The sequence below is a fragment of the Bacteroides luhongzhouii genome (assembly GCF_009193295.2).
GTDB lineage: Bacteria > Bacteroidota > Bacteroidia > Bacteroidales > Bacteroidaceae > Bacteroides > Bacteroides luhongzhouii.
On the sequence record NZ_CP059973.1, the window covers coordinates 2,515,664 to 2,537,091 of the forward strand.

A 21,428-nucleotide genomic window follows, 5' to 3' on the forward strand; every position below is an offset into this window, starting at 1 on the left:
GTGATTATGGAACATCCTGAAAATAGTGAAGAATATAAGGGGCTTGTTGTCAATAAAGGTATTGAACAACCCTCATCTGTGAATCCCTACTTAAAGCGGAAACCTAAGAAACGCCAACTTTCAGTAGCAGAGTTTGTAGAAGGTATCGTAAAAGGTGATGTCACTATATTGAGTCAGGCTGTGACATTGGTGGAAAGTGTAAAGCCTGAACATCAGGCTGTCTCACAGGAAATCATTGAGAAGTGTCTGCCATTTTCCGGTAATTCGATCCGGGTTGGTATCAGCGGCGTTCCCGGTGCAGGAAAGAGCACATCCATAGATGTATTCGGTCTGCACGTGCTCGAAAAGGGGGGCAAACTGGCGGTATTGGCCATCGACCCTAGCAGTGAGCGTAGTAAAGGCAGTATATTGGGGGATAAAACCCGTATGGAGCAGCTTTCCGTACATCCAAAATCATTCATCCGCCCTAGCCCGTCAGCTGGTTCTTTGGGAGGAGTGGCACGCAAAACACGTGAAACAATTATTCTTTGTGAAGCTGCCGGATTCGATAAGATTTTTGTGGAAACAGTAGGAGTAGGACAGAGCGAAACGGCTGTTCACTCGATGGTTGATTTCTTCCTGTTGATTCAGCTATCCGGTACGGGTGATGAACTGCAGGGGATTAAGCGTGGTATTATGGAGATGGCGGATGGTATTGTTATCAATAAGGCCGATGGAGATAATCTGGAACGTGCCAAGTTGGCTGCCACTCAATTCCGTAATGCATTGCATCTGTTTCCTGCGCCTGAATCCGGATGGATTCCCAAAGTGTTGACTTACTCCGGTTTTTATAACCTCGGGGTCAAGGAGGTATGGGATATGATTTATGAATATATTGACTTTGTCAAGGGTAACGGTTATTTTGAATATCGCCGTAACGAACAAAGTAAATATTGGATGTATGAAAGCATCAATGAACAACTTCGTGATAGTTTCTATCATAATCCAAAGATTGAAGCGATGCTTTTAGAAAAAGAACAGCAGGTATTGAAAGGCAACCTGACTTCATTTATAGCTGCAAGAAGTTTGCTCGATACTTATTTTGAAGATTTGAAATAAGACTTTAAATGATAATAAAATTTTGATTCTTAAAGAATACATTTAGTATAAGCGGGTAGAAAATGTTCAGTCTTTCTACCCGCTTATACTATTAATGAGGCTTTTCTGCTTTTTCAAGATCAGCTCTCGATTTACTTTGAGTCACAATATATACTCCCAGGAATACGAGTGCGACAGCAATTCCTTTTTCCCAGCCAAAGCTTCCGATACCCATCGCAATTGCCGCAATCGTAGCCACGATCGGTTGCATATAATTGTACATACTGACTACCGTAGGACGAAGCAGTCTCTGCGCAGTCATAATGCAGAGATACGCAAGGAAACTACCTCCTAATACGACATACAAAACCTGTATGATAGCAATTGTGGAAACAGAAGTCCATTGAATTGTAGAGATATCATAATAGGAGAACGGAATATAGCACATTGAAGCATATATGAACATCCATTTATTAATCGTTACTGCCGAATATCGTTGAGACAATCTCTTGAATACAGTCAGGTATATGGAAAAGCTGATTTGCGCAACGAGACAAAGCAAGTCGCCAATCAGGCTTCCGTTTCCGTTGCTTCCTGCCTGGCTACTCACAATGAGGATGAGCGCTCCCATAGCACCTACAAAAATTCCCAGTACTTTCTTATTGGTAATAGGTTCTTTCAAGTAAATGGCTGCTACAACCATTGTTACAATCGGTAGAGTGGTAGTTACGATAGAAGCGTCAATAGGAGAAGTCATAGAAAGCCCGAAAATAAACACTCCTTGATTGAACACTAGCGCAAACAGTGAAGCAAAGAAGATTTTCAGCATATCCTGATGATCCACATGTTCCTGTTTGCAAAACATGGAAAGTATCCAGAAAGCTGCTGCTGCCCCCACCATACGGAACGTGGTAACTGAAATTGCGGAAAACTCTTGAAGAGCTGACTTACCTATGGGAGACATCAATCCCCACATGATGTTTGCTGTAAGTGCAAAAAGATGACCATTCAGGTTCTTACTTTTGTTCATGTTGATATTAATTAATCTATTATCTTCTTATGTGAATAACAGTCAAACGAAGAAAACGGTTGCAAAGGTAGTCTTTTATTTTTATATTTTTCCAATCTGCAGGTAATGTGGATAAAATCTGAATCCACATTACCTGCGTCATTCTTTTTATTTGTTACCTTTATTGAAAACTGTTATGAACGTGATTCATTTATCGTATGATTTGTTTATATTTGCCTTGATTAAACTTGAATATTATGGAACAACAAGCTAATTATATCCGTCGTATCGAGATACACGGACTATGGGAACGCTTTAACATAGGATGGGACTTGCGTCCCGATGTGAACATCCTCTCCGGCATCAATGGAGTGGGGAAGACTACTATTCTGAACCGTTCGGTGGGATACCTCGAAGAACTTTCCGGTGAAATGAAAAGTGATGAGAAGAACGGAGTGCGTCTCTTTTTCGACAATCCTCAGGCAACCTATATTCCTTATGATGTAATCCGGAGCTACGACCGTCCTCTGATTATGGGTGACTTCACAGCCCGCATGGCAGACAAGAATGTAAAGTCTGAACTGGACTGGCAACTCTATTTGTTGCAACGCCGTTACCTCGATTATCAGGTCAACATTGGTAATAAGATGATTGAAATGCTTTCCAGCATTGATGAAGAAGAGCGTCGTAAGGCAGCTACATTGTCTGTAGCCAAACGTCGTTTTCAGGATATGATTGACGAACTGTTCAGCTATACACGTAAAAAGATAGACAGGAAACGGAACGATATCGCTTTCTATCAGGATGGTGAACTATTATTTCCTTATAAACTGTCGTCCGGTGAAAAGCAAATGCTGGTTATTCTGTTGACCGTACTCGTGCAGGACAACAGCCATTGTGTATTGTTTATGGATGAGCCGGAAGCCTCGCTTCATATAGAATGGCAGCAGAAACTGATTGCTATGATACGTGAACTGAATCCGAATGTGCAGATCATCCTGACTACCCATTCGCCTGCCGTCATTATGGAAGGCTGGCTGGATGCCGTGACAGAAGTAAGCGATATATCTACCACCGTAGGGTACAAGCTCGACAAGGATTCTTCCAACTGTAATTTGTAAATCGTAATCTGTAATAAAAACAAATGGCAACTTCACTACGAGATAATCTGACTTCTTCTTATTTCAATGCTGCCCATAAGCTTTATCCGAAGAAAGCCCGCCGCCGTATCATCGCTTACGTAGAAAGCTATGACGACATCGCTTTCTGGCGCACATTGCTTGAAGAGTTTGAAGACGACGAACACTATTTCCAGGTGATGCTTCCTTCGGCCACTTCTCTGGCAAAAGGAAAAAAGATGGTACTCATGAACACGCTGAATACTGCTGAATTGGGGAGAAGTCTGATTGCCTGTGTTGACAGTGACTATGATTTCCTGTTGCAGGGAGCTACCAATACCTCCCGTAAAATCAACCGGAACAGGTATATTTTTCAGACTTATACCTATGCCATTGAGAACTATCATTGTTTTGCCGAAAGCCTTCACGAAGTATGTGTGCAGGCTACGCTGAATGACCGTTCCATTTTAGATTTCAACTTCTACCTGAAGAAGTACTCCGAAATTGTATATCCGCTTTTTCTCTGGAACGTATGGTTTTATCGCCAACGGGATACTTACACCTTCCCCATGTACGATTTCCATACCTATACTTCTTTGCGCGAGATTAATCTCCGACATCCGGAAAAGAGTTTGGGATCCCTTCAACAACGGGTTAATCAGAAGTTGGCAGAGTTGGAAAAGAAATTCCCCCATAACATCAATCAGGTGAATGGATTGCGGACTGAATTTAAGGAGCTGGGCTTGGTGCCGGAAACTACTTACTTGTATATGCAGGGACACCATGTGATGGATAATGTGGTAATGAAATTACTGATTCCGGTCTGCACCGTGCTGCGCCGTGAGCGGGAACAGGAAATCAAGCGACTGGCCGAACACAATGAGCAATTCAGAAACGAACTGACTTGTTATCAGAATAGTCAGGTGAACGTAGAAATCATGCTCAAGAAGAATGTAGCCTACAAACGACTCTTCCATTATGATTGGCTACGGCAGGATATCAGTGAATATTTGGAAGAAGGAAAGAATAAAGAAGAAAAGAAACAGAGATCATAAATAAAGGAAAAACTAAAAAAGAGAGAGACGATTGCTTATGAAAGAAGTAAAAGAAGTGGTTGATACAGTGAGTGTTGCATTGGCAAACGGGCAACCGGAAGAGGCAGGTAATGTAGTGATGCAAGAAGTGAATCATGCTTTGCTCTCGATGGGAGTGGATGAAGCTATGGCTGATAAGATTGATAACTTTATCATCTTATTGTTTATTATTGGAATAGCATTACTGGCCAATCTGATTTGCCGCAAGATTATTCTGCGTACCGTAGCCAAATTGGTGAGACAGACAAAAGCTACTTGGGATGATATTGTATTTAATGATAAAGTAATGGTGAACATCAGCAGGATGGTGGCACCTATATTGATTTATATATCTATTCCTATTGCCTTCCCCGAACATGCAGACTCTGCTTTGCTTGATTTTCTTCGAAGACTTTGTATGATTTATATCCTTGCAGTCTTTCTTCGCTTCGTCAGTGCTTTGTTTACGGCTGTGTATCTGGTATATAGCGCGCGCGAGCAATATAAAGACAAACCATTGAAGGGACTTTTACAGACAGCGCAAGTCATTCTTTTCTTTATTGGGGCTATCGTCATTATCAGTATTCTGATAAAGCAAAGTCCGGTGGTGTTGCTGACCGGATTGGGAGCTTCCGCTGCGGTTCTGATGTTGGTTTTCAAGGACAGTATCATGGGATTTGTCTCCGGCATCCAACTTTCCGCCAATAATATGCTGAAGGTGGGCGATTGGATCACGATGCCGAAATATGGTGCGGACGGTACAGTGATAGAAGTAACATTGAATACCGTTAAAGTACGTAACTTCGATAATACCATCACCACCATTCCTCCTTATCTATTGATTAGTGATTCTTTCCAAAACTGGCAGGGAATGCAGGAATCCGGCGGACGTCGTGTGAAACGCTCTATCAATATAGATATGACTAGTGTGCATTTCTGTACGCCGGAAATGTTGGCAAAATACCGGAAGATACAACTGTTGAAAGACTATGTAGATGAAACGGAAAAGGTAGTGGAAGAGTATAATAAGGAACATCATATCGACAACTCCGTGTTAGTGAATGGACGCCGGCAAACAAACCTGGGAATTTTCCGGGCCTATCTGACTAATTATCTGAAGAATCTGCCTACCGTCAATCAAGACCTGACCTGCATGGTACGTCAGCTTCAGCCCACCGAAACAGGTATCCCGTTGGAACTTTACTTCTTTTCTGCCAATAAAGTGTGGGTTGCCTACGAAGGTATACAGGCAGATGTTTTCGATCATGTGCTTGCCATTATTCCCGAATTTGACTTGCGTGTCTTCCAAAACCCGTCGGGGGCAGACCTGCATCGGATAGGGGTAAAGATAGAAAACTAATCAAACGATAAAACGCTTATAAATTGCTATTACTATGACTACACCGTTATCCAACCAGATTATCCGTGAAATCACTCCTTTATCAGATAAGGATTGCTTTTACATTGCGGAGCGTTATAAAACGGAATTCACTTATCCTATACACAATCACTCCGAGTTTGAATTGAATTTTACCGAAAAAGCTGCCGGAGTGAGGCGGATTGTGGGAGATTCTTCCGAAGTGATAGGTGATTATGATTTGGTGTTGATAACAGGAAAAGACTTGGAGCACGTTTGGGAACAGAACGACTGCCATTCGAAAGAGATACGGGAGATTACGATTCAGTTTTCTTCCGACCTTTTCTTCAAGAGTTTTATCAATAAGAATCAGTTTGACTCTATCCGCCGAATGCTGGATAAAGCACAAAAAGGGCTTTGTTTCCCGATGTCTGCCATACTCAAAATATATCCGTTACTGGATACGCTTGCTTCCGAGAAACAAGGATTTTATGCGGTCATTAAGTTTATGACGATACTGTATGAACTTTCTCTCTTTGAAGAAGAAGCACGTACCTTGTCCAGCTCGTCTTTTGCCAAGATAGATATCCATTCGGACAGCCGGCGTGTGCAGAAAGTGCAGGAGTATATCAATACACATTATCAAGAAGAAATACGTCTGGGGCAGTTGGCCGATATGGTGGGGATGACGGATGTGTCATTCAGCCGCTTCTTCAAACTGCGTACCGGAAAGAACCTTTCTGATTATATCATTGATATTCGGCTGGGCTTTGCTTCCCGGTTACTGGTAGATTCTACGATGTCCATCGCCGAGATTTGTTATGAGTGCGGCTTTAATAACCTTTCCAATTTCAACCGGATCTTTAAGAAGAAAAAGAGTTGTTCACCTAAAGAATTCCGTGAAAACTACCGTAAAAAAAAGAAACTGATTTAGCGCATTCTTCCTGATGAACTAATTCATCGGATGCGGAGAATTAGGTTTCGTTATGCATGAAATTAATCGTAATGAGAGATAAATGTACGAAGTTGCGATTTTAAATCTGCCTGTAAAACGGGTTGTCCATATACTGTAACTGATTGATAATACGTTTGTAACATCTTGTCATCATCTTGCAATGACTCTTTCAATAGATTGTATTTTTTTCGTCTTACGGTTGTAATGCCCGCCCTCTATCTTTGCCAGCGTAATTAAAACGTAGAGCAAAGTTAGATGAAAAAACTATTTCTTATCCGATTTTCAGTGGCAGTCTTCTTTTGTCTGTTGTGTGTACTTCCCGCATTAGCTGCCAATATCAAGATTAAAGGAGCTGTAAAAGACAAACTATCCAAGGAACCTTTGATAGGAGCTACGATACGTTTGCTCGGAACTCAAGCGGGAGCAGTGACCGATATGGAGGGTAATTTCGAATTGAACAGCATGGGCGTTCTGGAAGGTATGTATGATATTGAGATTAAATATGTAGGCTACAAAACAGAAGTGCGCCGTAAAGTGCGTGTGGAGAATGGAAAACTGGTGATACTGAATTTGGAGCTGGAAACCGATGCGCAGGAACTTGCCGATGTGGTGGTTGTAGCTAAGAAGAATAGGGAAAATGAGAATATGCTGTTGCTCGAACAGCAAAAAGCAGTAATTGCCGTACAATCTGTTGGTGTCAGGGAGCTTTCCCGCAAGGGCGTTTCGGATGCAGAAGGTGCTGTGACGAAAGTTGCCGGAGTGTCTAAACAAGACGGAGTGAAAAATGTTTTTGTCCGTGGATTGGGAGACCGGTACAATGCAACTACTTTTAATGGATTTGCTCTTCCTTCCGAAGACCCGGAATATAAGAATATCTCTCTTGATTTTTTCGGTACAGACATTATTCAGTCTGTAGGTGTAAATAAAGCATTCAATGCGGGAGGCAGTAGCGATGTCGGAGGGGCAACTATTGATATCGTATCCAAAGAACTAATTGGCAGCGGTAACTTGGGATTCGGCATTTCCGGTGGTTTAAATACACAAACGGTAGCAGCCGATTTTCTGAAACAGGATGGAGTGAACTTCATGGGCTTTGCCAATCGCACCGAACCTGCCGATGAAAACTCATGGAACTTCCGAAATAAGTTAGATCCTTCCGCTCAACATTTTCAAATCAACCGGAGTTACAGTATTTCCGGAGGTAAACGATTCTATGTCGGAAAAGACAAAAATCCGCTTTCTTTCTTCCTGACCGCCGGACATACGACGGACTATCAGTATACGGATGAAATCATACGTAATACAACTACCAGTGGTACGGTCTACAAAGATATGAATGGTAAGAAGTATGCGGAGAATATCAGTCAACTGGCACTTGCCAATGTGGATTATGATATGCAGAACCGTCATCACATCAGTTATAATTTTATGATGATTCATGCCAATACTCAGTCGGTAGGTGATTACAATGGTAAGAACTCGATTTTTAGTGACGACTATGAAAACCTCGGATTCACCCGTCGTCAACAAACGAATGATAATATGCTGATCGTTAACCAACTGATGACTAACTGGGGATTGAGCAAATCATTAAGTCTCGATGCAGGTGCTTCCTATAATATGGTGAAAGGGTATGAACCGGATCGTCGTATCAATAACCTGACTAAAGCGGAAGATGGCTATACGTTGCTAAGGGGTAACTCACAACAGCGCTACTTCTCAACTTTAGATGAAGACGACTTGAATGTAAAAGCAGGTTTAGTCTATCGTCTGAAAGATAATATAGAAGAGATTTCGAATGTCCGTTTCGGATATACAGGCAGGTTCGTAGATGATAACTTCAAAGCTACGGAGTATAACCTGACTGTAGGACATGTTTCTACCATCCCTTCTTTGGATGACTTCTCGCTTGACGATTATTATAATCAGGAAAACTTTGCTTCCGACTGGTTCAAGATACAGAAGAATATAGATGAATATACCGTAAAAAAGAATATCCATTCTGCTTATGTCGAGGCTACCTACCAGTTTGCTCCCCGTTGGATTGTGAATCTGGGAATGAAATACGACAAGGTAGATATTGAAGTGGATTATAATGTGAATCGTGGAGGTTCTAAAGGGAACAATACCATTCAAAAAGATTATTTCCTGCCCAGCTTGAATCTCAAATACAATCTGAATGATAAAAACTCGCTTCGCTTGGGAGCTAGTAAAACATATACGCTTCCGCAGGCAAAGGAAATATCTCCTTATCGTTATGTCGGTGTGAACTTCAACAGTCAGGGTAACCCTAATCTGAAACCTTCGGATAATTATAACCTTGATCTGAAATGGGACTTTAATCCCACTCCGACCGAGTTGATTTCTCTCACGGCTTTCTATAAACTTACCAAGAATCCAATATCCCGCATAGAAGTGGCAAGCGCCGGAGGTTATCTTTCTTATGAGAATATAGCGGATAAGGCAACTGTAGCCGGAGTGGAAGTGGAAATACGTAAGAATCTGTTTGTCCGTCCGGTGAGTAATGCTGCGCACGGAATGAATAAACTCTCTTTGGGATTGAATGGCTCTTATATCTACACGAATGCAAAAATGCCTTTGGCAACGGTTACTACCGGTTCGCAACTGGAAGGAGCTGCACCGTGGATTGTCAATTTCGACCTCTCGCATAACTTCATGAAAGGAGAACGTAGTTTTGTCAATACATTGGTACTTAATTATGTGAGTGATAAGATATATACCATTGGTACACAGGGTTATCAGGATATGATGGAACAGGGAATCCTGACATTGGATTTTGTGTCTCAAGCCAAACTGAACAAGCATCTTTCACTTAACCTGAAAGCTCGTAACTTGTTGAATCCCTCTTATAAGTTAAGCCGCAAAGCGAACGAAAACGGAGAAAAGGTGATACTGAATGATTATAAGAAAGGAATAAATATAAGCCTGGGAGTGTCGTGTACATTCTAAGCCGGGTGATGAAATAAGATTATTAACTAATAATGAAAGCAAAATGAAAAGATTGTTTGTGAACTTTATGACGTTTGCCGTTATGGCAACAACACTTACATTGACTGCATGTAGCAGTGATAGTGACGGAGACGGTGATGGTAACGGAGATGGTGGAAACAACGGTGGGACCGGTAGCTCTATTGTTGTGGGTGAAAATATCCTGTCCGGCACGCTGACCGGAGAACAGACACTGGAAGCTAAGGAATATATTCTGAACGGAACGGTAGTAATTGAAAATGGAGGGCGTTTGAATATCCCTGCCGGAACAACGATTAAGGCTCGCGAAGGTTTCAGCAGTTATCTGCTGGTAGCACAAGGCGGTAAACTTTATGCTGACGGTACAGCTGATAAACCGATTGTTTTCACAGCCAATTCAACAACTCCTACATCCGGTTATTGGGGAGGAATTATTATCAATGGTAAAGCTCCGATTTCCGGTTCGAACGCTAATAAGAGTGATATAGGTCTGACGGAAATCGACAATAACTATAAATACGGTGGTAGTGTCGATAATGACAATTCCGGTTCACTGACTTATGTGAAAATCTGCTATGCCGGTGCCCGCTCTACTGCTGATATCGAACACAACGGATTGACACTGAATGGCGTTGGAAATGGTACCAGGATTGAGAATATCTACATTCTTGAGAGTGCGGATGATGCCATCGAATTCTTTGGCGGTACGGTGAATGTAACCAATCTGTTGGCTGTGAACCCGGATGATGATATGTTCGACTTCACTCAAGGATATTCCGGTAAATTGAAAAACTGCTATGGTGTTTGGGAAAGCGGTTATACCAGTACAGAAGCAGATCCACGCGGCATTGAAGCAGACGGTAACTTGGATGGCATTTATCCGGATCATTTACGCCAGTCGGACTTTACGGTTGAAAATATGACGATCGTAAATAATGCTGCAAATACAACGGATAATGTAGACCGTATGCAAGATGTGATTAAGATTCGTCGTGGAGCAAAGGCTACTATCACCAATGCCCTTGTCAAAGGTTCAGGTGGTACAATCGATTTGATTGATATGAGTGACAGTAAAGGTGCAGGAAATGCAGCTTCCAGCGTCAGTATCACCCACACGTTGAGTTTTAAGAATAAGCTGAACGGTATATTAAATACATTTACCGAGCCAACTACGAATACTGGTGCAGATGTATCCCTGTTCACTTGGAGCGGATATAATTTCTCTTCCTTATAAGCAAGATATAGAGTAGCAAAGTGTATCTTTTTCAATTAGGAGATATGGGAGAATTTGTAATAAACAGATTCTCCCATATTCTATTTATTTATTTACGTAATCTTCTTTTAGCTTTTTTATTTGCTCCTTTATGGTATGAGTGATTGCCTTTTTTGTATATTTGTCGACCTATTATCTTACAATGATACAAAATATGCAAACAGACAACGAACGATACAAAAAAATGGCTTCTCTTGCACAAATCGGGTGGTGGGAAGTAGATTTAACGGCAGGATATTATTTATGTTCCGATTATCTTTGTGACCTTTTGGGGTTGGATGGTAACACTATCTCTGTTTCGGATTTTTCGAATTTGATACGTGAAGATTACCGAAAACAGATTGCCAGGGAATTCCGGGCAAATACTTCTATTCATAAGGACTTTTACGAACAAACTTTCCCTATTCATTCAAAATATGGCGAGGTCTGGTTACATACCCGTCTGGCTTTTCGTGAGAAAGGTATAGGAGTTAATGGAGGTGATAAGTCTTTTGGAATAATCCAGCGTGTTGAGGCTCCTAAGGAAGAAGATCAAAGGGATGCATTGAGACGTGTGAATGACTTGCTTCGCCGTCAGAATTTTGTTTCACAGTCGTTGCTTCGTTTTCTCCGCGATGAAGAAGTTGATTCCTGTATAGCAGATATTTTAAAGGAAATTCTGAATCTTTATAATAGAAAAGGTCGTGTTTATATTTTTGAATATGATGAAAGTCATACTCATCATAGCTGCACTTATGAGGTTGTTTCCGAAGGAGTATCAGCAGAAAAAGAGACTCTGCAAGGCATACCTACCAGTCAATCGAGATGGTGGAGCGAACAGATATTAGCCGGCAAACCTATTGTCCTGGATACATTGGAACAGTTGCCTGAAGAAGCAGTCGATGAGTATCAGATACTTGCTGTCCAAGGGATTCGATCTTTGATGGTTACTCCTTTGATGGCAGGTGCCCATGTTTGGGGATATATGGGTATTGATTTAGTGAAAAATTACCATGACTGGACTAATGAAGATTTTCAATGGTTCTCCTCATTGGGAAATATCATAAGCATTTGTATTGAGTTGCGTAAGGCTAAAGACAAGGTAGTTCGTGAACAGACTTTCCTGAATAATCTGTTTCATTTTATGCCGATGGGATATATACGTATATCCATTATCCGTGACGGGAATAATGAACCTTGTGATTATCGGGTGACGGACGCGAATGAGGTTAGTTCAACCTTCTTTGGTCATCCTTTAGAATCCTACATTGGTGCTTTGGCATCTGAAAATCATCCTGACTATCTCCAAAAAGTTGATTTCCTGAAAGAAATTTTGGGAAGTAACTCTTATAGGGAGAAAGATGAGTATTTTTCTAGAACGGAACGATATACGCATTGGGTTATTTACTCTCCCGGAAAGGATGAAATAGTTGGTTTGTTCCTCGATTCTACGGGATCGGTGCAGGCTAACCGGGCATTGGACCGTAGCGAAAAGCTCTTTAAGAATATCTTTGCTAATATCCCGGCAGGGGTAGAAATCTACGATAAGGACGGCTATTTGATGGATCTGAATAATAAAGATCTGGAGATATTTGGTGTGGTGAATAAATCGGATGTGATAGGGGTTAATTTTTTTGAGAATCCGAATGTACCACAGAGCATCCGTGATCGTGTACGGAATGAAGATTTGGTAGATTTCAGGCTTAATTATTCTTTTGAACAGACGGAAGGGTATTATGAAACAAACCGTTCTAATGTGATAGAACTATATTCGAAGGTTAGTAAGTTATATGATAATGAGGGTAACTTCAGCGGATATATTTTAATAAGCATTGATAATACAGAACGGATTGATGCAATGAATCGTATCCGTGATTTTGAGAATTTCTTCCTGATGATATCCGATTATGCAAAAGTAGGTTATGCCAAGTTGAATCTTTTGAATCGTAAAGGGTATGCCATAAAACAATGGTATAAAAATCTAGGTGAGGAGGAAGATGCACTTTTGGATGAGGTTGTGGGTGTTTATACCAATATGCATCCTGAAGACCGTCAACGTTTCCTCGATTTTTATGATGAGGTCAGAGATGGAAAAAGAAGGCATTTTCAGGGTGAGATGCGTATCCGTCGTCCTGGAACAAAGAATGAATGGAATTGGGTGAGTAGTAATGTGATGGTCACTAACTATAAACCGGAGGAAAACGAAATAGAAATCATCGGTATCAACTATGACATTACAGAATTGAAAGAAACCGAAGCTGAACTGATTCAGGCACGCGATAAAGCGGAGATGATGGATCGCTTGAAAAGTGCTTTCCTTGCAAATATGAGTCATGAAATCCGTACACCGCTAAATGCTATTGTTGGCTTCTCCGACTTGCTGGTGGAAACTGCAGACCTGGCAGAACGTCAGGAGTATGTTAAGATTGTACGTGAGAATAATGATCTCTTGCTGCAACTTATTTCAGATATACTTGATTTATCAAAGATTGAAGCTGGTACGTTTGAATTTACCAATGGGGATGTAGATGTAAACTTGTTGTGTGAGGATATTGTCCGCTCTATGCGCATGAAAGCGAAAGAGGAGGTGGAGCTGGTATTTGATGATCATCTTCCGGTTTGTCATGTCATTAGTGACCGTAACCGTATACATCAAGTAATCTCTAACTTTGTTAATAATGCAATGAAATTTACCTCCGAAGGGAGTATTCATGTTGGATATAAACTAAAAGAAGGAGAACTGGAGTTTTATGTCGAAGATACGGGTATTGGTATTGATAAAGAGCAGTTACCGCATATTTTTGAACGCTTCGTGAAGCTTAATTCTTTTGTACACGGCACTGGATTGGGACTCTCTATCTGTCAGAGCATAGTTGAACAATTGGGAGGATGTATTGGCGTTGACTCTGAAAAAGGAAAAGGATCACGGTTCTGGTTTACTATTCCCGGAGTAATTGTGGTGGAAGAGATGTGTTGTGCCCAGTAAAGAAACTTTTATATAAAAGAAGCGGTCTTGGTTTTATGTCAGTCGACATCTAAACCAAGACCGTTTCTTTTATATAAAGGTAGTTCGTTTAAATTCCGAACGACAGTTTATCAATAGACTGATATACGATACTTGCGATACCTAGTCCGATAATACCCAGCGTGCAAAGTGCCAGTCCCCATTTTGTGCAACGGTCGCTGCGGAAAGTAGGAATCGGGTTGTCGGAAGGAGTGATATACATTGCTTTTACAATCAGCAGATAGTAATACAACGAAATCACTGTATTTACCAATGCGATGAATACCAGCAAGTGGAAACCTGCATCGAAAGCAGCCATGAAGATAAAGAACTTAGAGAAGAATCCGGCAAATGGAGGAATACCTGCCAATGAGAACAGAGACAAGGTCATCAGGAAAGCGATTTTCGGATTTGTTTTATAAAGTCCTGCGTAATCTTCAAGCGTGAATTTCTGACTGCGTAATGCCACGATGGTAATTACGGCAAATACTCCGAGGTTGGCAGCAGCGTACACTAGTACGTAATATACCAAAGCTGTCATGCCCTGTGCTGTACCTCCGATAACGCCCAACATAATGTATCCCGCTTGCGAAATACTGGAGAACGCCATCAAGCGTTTCAGATTTTGCTGACGGATAGCAAATATATTGGCAATAGTGATAGAAGCGATGGTTACCCAGTAAAGTACTTCCTGCCAGTCATTGATCATTGGAGCGAATACTTTGATAAGGACAGCCAATAATACAAATGCTGCCGATCCTTTTGATATAACACTCAAATAAGCGGTAACTGCACTCGGAGCGCCTTCGTAAACGTCTGCTGTCCATAAGTGGAACGGAACCAGTGATAACTTGAATGCCATTCCTGTGAAGAAGAATACAAATGCCATGATCTGTAACGGATTTCCGTCGATATGGGCAGGGAGGTCATCGAAATAAAGAGTTCCGGCAGAACCATAGAGCATTGACAGGCCAAACAACAGCAATGCACTGGAGAAAAGAGCTGTCAGAATGTATTTGGCACCTGCTTCGGCAGAGTTATGACGGTATTTATCGAAGGCTATTAATGCTGCCATTGGAATAGAAGCTGTTTCGAGTCCGATGAAGAACATCAGGAAATGTCCGGCGGAAATCATGAGGTACATACCAAACAAGGTAGAGAGTGTAAGTACATAGAATTCTCCTTGTTTGAATGAAGTATCTTCTCGTTTCATCCACTCGTGCGCCATCAGAAAAACAATCAGTGTACCGACGTTCAGGATTGATTTAACAACTGTGTGCATCGGTACATAGTGATACATACCGCCGAAGGCATCGGCAGCAGTCCCCGGGATCAAGTTGATAGCCGTATGGATAGCCATCAGAATAACGGGCAACATTGTGTTCAGGCGTGCTTTCCCACTATTTTTGTGTGCATCCGGACTCATGAAGAGGTCAGCTAGAAATAGCAGCAGTAAAACAGCTATGAGCGACAGCTCTTCTCGCATATATAGAAATTGTGAATAATCCATCTTGTTTATTTATGAATTAAGAATTATGATTTATGAGTTAGGGGATTAGTTGTGAGACAACTGGTAATACGCTTTCACCAATCATGTGGCTAACCCAGAATGGAGCCATACCTAGTCCGGCAACACAAACGATGAGGCAGATAACGGCTACACGTTCGTCCCAAGTTGCATCAGTCAGTTCGAGATGATGTTTGTTGGTGCAGGTTCCGTATAGAATCTTACCTACCAGACGCAGGATGTAGACTGCGGTAATCACAATCGAAGAACAGGCGATGATAGTCAGTACGCGGTGGAACTGGTCGTTATTTTGGAAAGAGCCGACGAAGATGGTCATTTCGGCAATGAAACCACTTAATCCTGGCAGACCGAGGTTGGCAAGACCGGCAATCACATAACATACACTAAGGAACGGCATGATTTTCATTAAACCGGCAAGTTCGCGAACGTCACGTGTGTGTGTACGTCCATATATCATACCGATCAGAGCAAAGAACAAGGCTGTCATCAATCCGTGTGAAAGCATCTGAAGAATTGCTCCTGTTGCTGCTGTCTGGTTCAGCATCAGAATGGCGAAAAGAACCAGTCCGCAGTGAGATACGGATGAATAAGCATTGATATATTTCAAGTCGGTCTGTACACAAGCGGAGAATGCACCGTAAACTACAGAGATACCTGTCAATATCAGGAATATCCATGAAAGTTCGTTGGCTGCTTCCGGCATCAGATACATGGCGATACGGAAACATCCGTAACCTCCCAGTTTCATCAATACTCCGGCATGAAGCATAGATACGGCAGTCGGGGCGGAAGCGTGACCGTCAGGACTCCATGTGTGGAACGGGAAAAGCGCGCCCAATACACCGAAGCCGAGGAAAGTCAGCGGGAACCAAATGCATTGCTGTGCAAAAGGTATGTTGTGCAACTGTGCAATTTCAAGAAGGTTCATGGTGGTTGCCCCCGAGCCGAAATAGATTCCGAGAATACCGATCAACAGGAAAGCGGAACCGCCCATCAACATAAGGGTCAGTTTCATCGCTGCATATTCTTTACGTCCTGATCCCCATACACCAATCAACAGGTACATCGGTATCAACGCAATTTCGTAGAACATGAACATGGTGAACAAATCAATGGATATAAAGAATCCGAATACTCCCATAGACAACAGGGTGAACCAGAGGAAATATTCTTTCGTCAGCGGTTGCAGACGCCAGGAAGCGAATGTACCGGTGAATACGATGACAGCAGACAATAACAACATGGCTACCGAAATTCCGTCAACACCTACTGAATAAGATATGTGAAGCGGGGCATACCAAAGCGTATCTGCACGGAAAAGCATTTCTGCCGTGTTTCCGGCGCTACGCTCTCCCAGATACAGGAATGTAAGTACGACGGAGGCAATCAGAAGTGCCGATGCGCCAGTAACCATAACCCCCCGGATGGCTTTGATTCCTCGTGCTGCCCAGAGTCCGGCCAGCATCAATAAGGGGATAAGTACGAATATTGATAAGAAATTCATATCGTTCTGTGCTTTATAAGATTAATAGTAGGATAAGTGCCAGTGCACCGCAAAGGAACACATACGCATATTGTTGTACCTGACCACTCTGCAAACCACGGATCTCGTCGCTTGTTGTGTTGGTGGCCCATGCCAGGAAGTCAAAGAATCCATCCACTACATGACGGTCGAACCATGCGATAGGAGTAGAGATGCAGCGGAAGATAATCTTATGCGTAATAAACTGGTAGATATCATCAATATAGAAGCGATTGTAGGCTGCGTTGTGTAGACCTTTGAATCGTTTTGCCAATGAATCGGCAACAGGCTGTTTCGCATTCCTGTACATCCATGTAGCGATCGCAATCGAAATAACCGCAATAACAACACTTGTAATAGCTACTGACAGATCAAGATGGATAGAGTAAGATTCACCATTCGAACTAATGAAATGTCCGAAAGGAATAAATCCTGCTCCACAAGTTACTACTGCCAGGAACATTAATGGGAAAGTCATAGCCAGCGGACTTTCATGTGGTGTGTGATGTGCATGGAGTTCTTTGTTTTCTTTTCCCCAAAAAATACCGTAGTAAAGACGGAACATATAGAAAGCAGTCATTGCAGCGATGACTGTCATCACCCATCCCATTACAGGGCTGTATTGGAAGCAAGCAGCCAGAATTTCATCTTTCGAGAAGAAGCCCGAGAATGGAGGAATACCGGCAATAGCAAGACAAGCAATCAGGAATGTCCAGTGGGTGATCGGCATATATTTGCGTAAACCTCCCATAGCGGACATTTCATTAGAATGTACGGCATGAATAATGCTACCTGCGCCGAGGAAGAGCAATGCCTTAAACATGGCATGTGTGAAAAGGTGGAACATGGAAGCCATGTAGCCCAAACCTCCTTCGTGCGGATTCATAGAAGTACAAACACCCAGGGCTACCATCATGAAACCAATCTGTGAAATGGTAGAGAAAGCCAGTACACGTTTGATGTCTGATTGTACGCAAGCCACACTTGCTGCATAAAATGCTGTAAATGCACCTACCCAGGCAACCATATGCAGCGTATTCGGTGCATATGCAATGAAAAGTGGGAACATACGTGCCACCAGATATACACCGGCAACTACCATGGTAGCCGCATGAATCAATGCGCTGACCGGAGTAGGACCTTCCATGGCATCCGGTAACCAGATATGCAATGGGAACATGGCACTTTTACCGGCACCGCCGACAAACATCAATCCGAGAGCCAGCGGAAGCATGGAAGCTCCACCGCTAATCAAGGATACCGTATCCGGGGTGAATCCGAATGTGCCGCCATAATATCCGTAAATCAGGATACCGATCAGGAAGCCCAAGTCAGCAAAGCGAGTAACAATAAACGCTTTTTTGGAAGCAGCGATGGCAGCCGGTTTTGTATAATAAAAACCGATTAACAGGTAAGAACTTACACCCACCAGCTCCCAGAAAAGGTACATCTGGAAGATGTTGGTTGCGACGACCAATCCCAGCATAGACATGGTAAACAGGGATAGGAAAGCGTAATAGCGTTGAAAACCGACTTCTCCTTTCATGTAACCGAAAGAGTAGATATGTACCATCAGTGACACTGTAGAGATGACGATCAACATCATTACTGATATAGGATCGAGCAAGATGCCCAAATCGAAGTGTAAGGTCTCTGTAAAAGGAAGCCACGTGAAGTTGTAAGGTATCAGTGTGGCGAATGTTCCGTCTTCCAGTCGTGGAGCGGAGAAATATTGGATAGCTGTAACGTAGGATAGTACTGCTACTGCTCCCAGTATCAGCGTACCGATTGTACCCGCTGTCCGGTGGGACATCCATTTACCTCCAATTCCCAATATGAGAAAGGAGAAGAAAGGAAGAAGGAGTATTAGAATTGTTAGTTCCATACAGTTTTATTTTTATTACTTGATTTATTATTATTTGCTCTTGGTCCCGTAATATTTCATTGCTATACTCGGACCATACGTTTTGTTTCCCGGTGTGGAACACCTTGTTCCAAGGCATGAAACAAATCACCACTTCAGCTCGTCCAAGTTGCGTACCTGGATGCTTCGGAGGTTACGATAAATGTTAATCATGATGGCAATGGCTACTGCTGTTTCCGCAGCCGAGATGGCGATGGAAAAGAGTGCAAAGAAGTAGCCTTCCATTCCTTCCGGAAAGAGAAAACGGTTGAACACGGCGAAGTTGATGTCCGTGGCATTCAGCATTAACTCTACAGAAATCAGGATGGCCAGCGTGTTGCGGCGGGTAAAGAATCCATAGATTCCTGCAAACATCATGATGGTAGAAACTACCAGATAATATTCCATGTGTATCATATTCGAACTCTATTTTGATAGTTAATACTTATTTATCTTTTACGTGCAATGATGATACCACCGATGATACAAGCCAGCAACAAGATACTGACAGCTTCAAAAGGCAATACATAGCCGTATTTGTCACTGCTAAGCAGGGCGTTCCCGATAGCATGAATGTTAATCTCATGCGGGGCAAGATTAGCTGTCTGCATGAAATTATGCTTCAACGTGATAAACAGGATAATTGCTAAACCGGCAATCATTGTGATGAGCCCGGACAGGAACTTACTTCGTTTCACTTTCTCGGCTCGGTCACCTTCTCCGCTGGTCAACAGGATGGAGAATACATAAAGAACGACGATACCACCGGCATAAACCATTATCTGAACGGAACCCAGAAAGGTGTAACCCAGCAAAAAATAGATGCCAGCCGTGCCGAAGAGCACGAAGAGCAGGTAGGTAGCCGAGCGTACGATACGTTGGGTAGTCACCGTCATGATGGACATAGCAATAATAAATGCTGCCAAAAAGTAGAATACTACTGTTTCAAGTGTTGATCCCATATCTAAACTTCTTTTTTCTTTTCTATTACTTTACTACCGTCGTGATTCAACTTCAGGACAAGTTTCGTCCGGTCGAAGACTGCATGCTCGAAGTTCTGATCGAACGTGATGGCATCGTGCGGACAAGCATTGACACAGAGCTGGCAGAACATACAGGCACCCAGATCATATTCATAGGTTGCCAGGATTTTCTTTTTCTTTCCATCTTCTGTTTCGACGGTTTCGCTGGTCACTTTGATTGTATCGTTCGGACAAGCCATTTGGCACAGTCCGCAAGCTACACAGCGATGTTCATTATTCTCATTGTGGGGCATATTCAGCGTACCACGGAAACGGTCGAACATTTTCAGCTCTTTCCGGTTTTCGGGATATTGCTCGGTCACTTTCTTACGGAAGTATACCTTGATGCTGGTTTTCATACCCGTTGCCAGTGTACTGATGCCATGCACCAGACCACCTAAGTACGTATATTTTTTATCTTTATATTCCATAATTTTCATTTATCAAAAGTGGAAGCCGAAAGCTACGCAGCATGCCATTAATAATAGATTTACCATAGAAATTGGGACCAGATATTTCCATTCCAGATTCAAGATCTGGTCGATACGCAAACGTGGGAAAGTCCATTTGAACCACATCAAAAGGAATACCACAAAGAATGCTTTGGCGAAGAACCAGATAAAGCCCGGAATATAATCCATTACAGTGTTAAATCCATCCAAACCAACGATGTGCAGCGGCATCCATCCTCCCAGGAAGATAGTGGTGGCAACACTGGCTACGATAAACAGATTCAAGTATTCTGCCAGATAGAAGAAACCGAAACCCATACCGGAGTATTCAGTATGATATCCGGCTGTCAGTTCACTTTCCGCTTCAGGAAGGTCGAACGGTCCGCGGTTACATTCTGCATTTCCGGCAATCAGATAGATGATGAAAGCAATGACTGCAGGAATATGTCCCTTGAAGATAAACCAGCCATCGGCTTGTCCTTCTACGATTTCAGAAAATTGCATTGTTCCCATCAGCACTACCATCGTCATGATACTCATGCCAACAGAAAGTTCGTAACTGATAATCTGTGCACCGCTTCGCATGGCACCGATCAAAGAGAATTTGTTGTTACTACCCCAACCGGCCAACAAAATACCGACAACTCCAATGCTGGAAGCTGCCAACAGGAAGAACACGCCCACATTAAAGTCCAGAATCGCCGCACCTTTATTAAAAGGAATACAAGCGAATGTCAGGAATGAAGCGATAATCACCATGAATGGAGCAAGATTGTAGAGGAAATGGTCGGCACCTTTCGGCATGAAAATTTCTTTGGTCATCATTTTGAGTACGTCGCAGACCACTTGGATAGAACCCCATTTACCAACACGGTTCGGGCCAAGACGACACTGGAAGAAACCGCAGACCTTACGCTCCATGTAGATCAATATGATAGCCAGGATGGCATACAGTGCTACGAGGCACACGCCGACAGCTACACATTCTATAAAGATGGCTAATCCCTCCGGCATAATGGAGAGCAGTAGCTCATGTATCCAGTTTGTTACTATACTAAAGTCGAACATATATTCTTAATAATTAAGTATTGGTTTTTTTAGTATTAAATATTAATTCCATGCGAAAAATGATCTCTTGCGTCATATTGTCGGTTACTACTTAATACTT

General features: G+C 42.4%; 16 protein-coding genes. 8 read left to right on the forward strand and 8 right to left on the reverse strand.

Annotated features, from left to right (window positions below):
* The first annotated feature begins 6 nt into the window (after positions 1-6).
* Positions 7-1,098, forward strand: a complete 1,092-nt coding sequence (gene meaB / locus GD631_RS09075) for a methylmalonyl Co-A mutase-associated GTPase MeaB (protein ID WP_074556835.1) — start codon at positions 7-9, stop codon at positions 1,096-1,098.
* Between the two features lie 91 nt (positions 1,099-1,189).
* Here meaB and GD631_RS09080 read toward each other — a convergent pair whose 3' ends face one another.
* Positions 1,190-2,107: a DMT family transporter gene (locus GD631_RS09080; RefSeq protein WP_074556834.1), complete on the reverse strand. Its 918-nt coding sequence runs from the start codon at positions 2,105-2,107 to the stop codon at positions 1,190-1,192.
* A 236-nt stretch (positions 2,108-2,343) separates the two neighbouring features.
* On the opposite strand from GD631_RS09080, the gene GD631_RS09085 reads away from it, so the two are divergent.
* From GD631_RS09085 to GD631_RS09115, 7 genes are all read left to right on the forward strand, one after another.
* The gene (locus GD631_RS09085; RefSeq protein ID WP_074556833.1) at positions 2,344-3,207 is read left to right on the forward strand and encodes an AAA family ATPase; all 864 of its coding nucleotides are present in this window, start codon (positions 2,344-2,346) and stop codon (positions 3,205-3,207) included.
* A 23-nt stretch (positions 3,208-3,230) separates the two neighbouring features.
* Positions 3,231-4,259: a DUF4435 domain-containing protein gene (locus GD631_RS09090; protein WP_143259134.1), complete on the forward strand. Its 1,029-nt coding sequence runs from the start codon at positions 3,231-3,233 to the stop codon at positions 4,257-4,259.
* A 37-nt stretch (positions 4,260-4,296) separates the two neighbouring features.
* Positions 4,297-5,637, forward strand: a complete 1,341-nt coding sequence (locus GD631_RS09095) for a mechanosensitive ion channel family protein (protein WP_143259135.1) — start codon at positions 4,297-4,299, stop codon at positions 5,635-5,637.
* A gap of 34 nt (positions 5,638-5,671) precedes the next feature.
* The gene (locus GD631_RS09100) at positions 5,672-6,568 is read left to right on the forward strand and encodes an AraC family transcriptional regulator (protein WP_004315639.1); all 897 of its coding nucleotides are present in this window, start codon (positions 5,672-5,674) and stop codon (positions 6,566-6,568) included.
* Positions 6,569-6,844: 276 nt separating this feature from the next.
* A complete protein-coding gene (locus tag GD631_RS09105; protein ID WP_143259136.1) occupies positions 6,845-9,559 on the forward strand; it encodes a TonB-dependent receptor in 2,715 nt (904 codons plus the stop codon).
* Between the two features lie 43 nt (positions 9,560-9,602).
* Positions 9,603-10,811 carry a beta-helix domain-containing protein gene (locus GD631_RS09110; protein ID WP_143259137.1) on the forward strand — a complete coding sequence of 403 codons (1,209 nt, stop codon included), beginning with the start codon at positions 9,603-9,605 and terminating at the stop codon, positions 10,809-10,811.
* Positions 10,812-11,004: 193 nt separating this feature from the next.
* The gene (locus GD631_RS09115; RefSeq protein WP_143259138.1) at positions 11,005-13,815 is read left to right on the forward strand and encodes a sensor histidine kinase; all 2,811 of its coding nucleotides are present in this window, start codon (positions 11,005-11,007) and stop codon (positions 13,813-13,815) included.
* An 88-nt stretch (positions 13,816-13,903) separates the two neighbouring features.
* Here the strand turns inward: GD631_RS09115 and GD631_RS09120 are convergent, their stop codons facing one another.
* The 7 genes from GD631_RS09120 to nuoH all read right to left on the reverse strand — a co-directional run bounded on the left by GD631_RS09120 (position 13,904) and on the right by nuoH (position 21,328).
* Positions 13,904-15,343, reverse strand: coding sequence for an NADH-quinone oxidoreductase subunit N (locus GD631_RS09120; protein WP_143259139.1), 1,440 nt, complete (start codon positions 15,341-15,343; stop codon positions 13,904-13,906).
* 37 nt (positions 15,344-15,380) lie between these two features.
* Positions 15,381-16,865: a complex I subunit 4 family protein gene (locus GD631_RS09125; protein ID WP_143259140.1), complete on the reverse strand. Its 1,485-nt coding sequence runs from the start codon at positions 16,863-16,865 to the stop codon at positions 15,381-15,383.
* Between the two features lie 13 nt (positions 16,866-16,878).
* A complete protein-coding gene (gene nuoL / locus GD631_RS09130) occupies positions 16,879-18,768 on the reverse strand; it encodes an NADH-quinone oxidoreductase subunit L (RefSeq protein WP_143259141.1) in 1,890 nt (629 codons plus the stop codon).
* Positions 18,769-18,894: 126 nt separating this feature from the next.
* The gene (gene nuoK, locus GD631_RS09135) at positions 18,895-19,203 is read right to left on the reverse strand and encodes an NADH-quinone oxidoreductase subunit NuoK (protein ID WP_004301460.1); all 309 of its coding nucleotides are present in this window, start codon (positions 19,201-19,203) and stop codon (positions 18,895-18,897) included.
* Positions 19,204-19,235: 32 nt separating this feature from the next.
* Positions 19,236-19,748 carry an NADH-quinone oxidoreductase subunit J family protein gene (locus GD631_RS09140; RefSeq protein ID WP_143259142.1) on the reverse strand — a complete coding sequence of 171 codons (513 nt, stop codon included), beginning with the start codon at positions 19,746-19,748 and terminating at the stop codon, positions 19,236-19,238.
* Between the two features lie 2 nt (positions 19,749-19,750).
* Positions 19,751-20,239, reverse strand: a complete 489-nt coding sequence (locus GD631_RS09145; RefSeq protein WP_004305338.1) for a 4Fe-4S binding protein — start codon at positions 20,237-20,239, stop codon at positions 19,751-19,753.
* Positions 20,240-20,251: 12 nt separating this feature from the next.
* On the reverse strand, positions 20,252-21,328 hold the full coding sequence (gene nuoH, locus GD631_RS09150; protein WP_143259143.1) for an NADH-quinone oxidoreductase subunit NuoH: 1,077 nt from the start codon (positions 21,326-21,328) through the stop codon (positions 20,252-20,254).
* Positions 21,329-21,428: the final 100 nt, after the last annotated feature.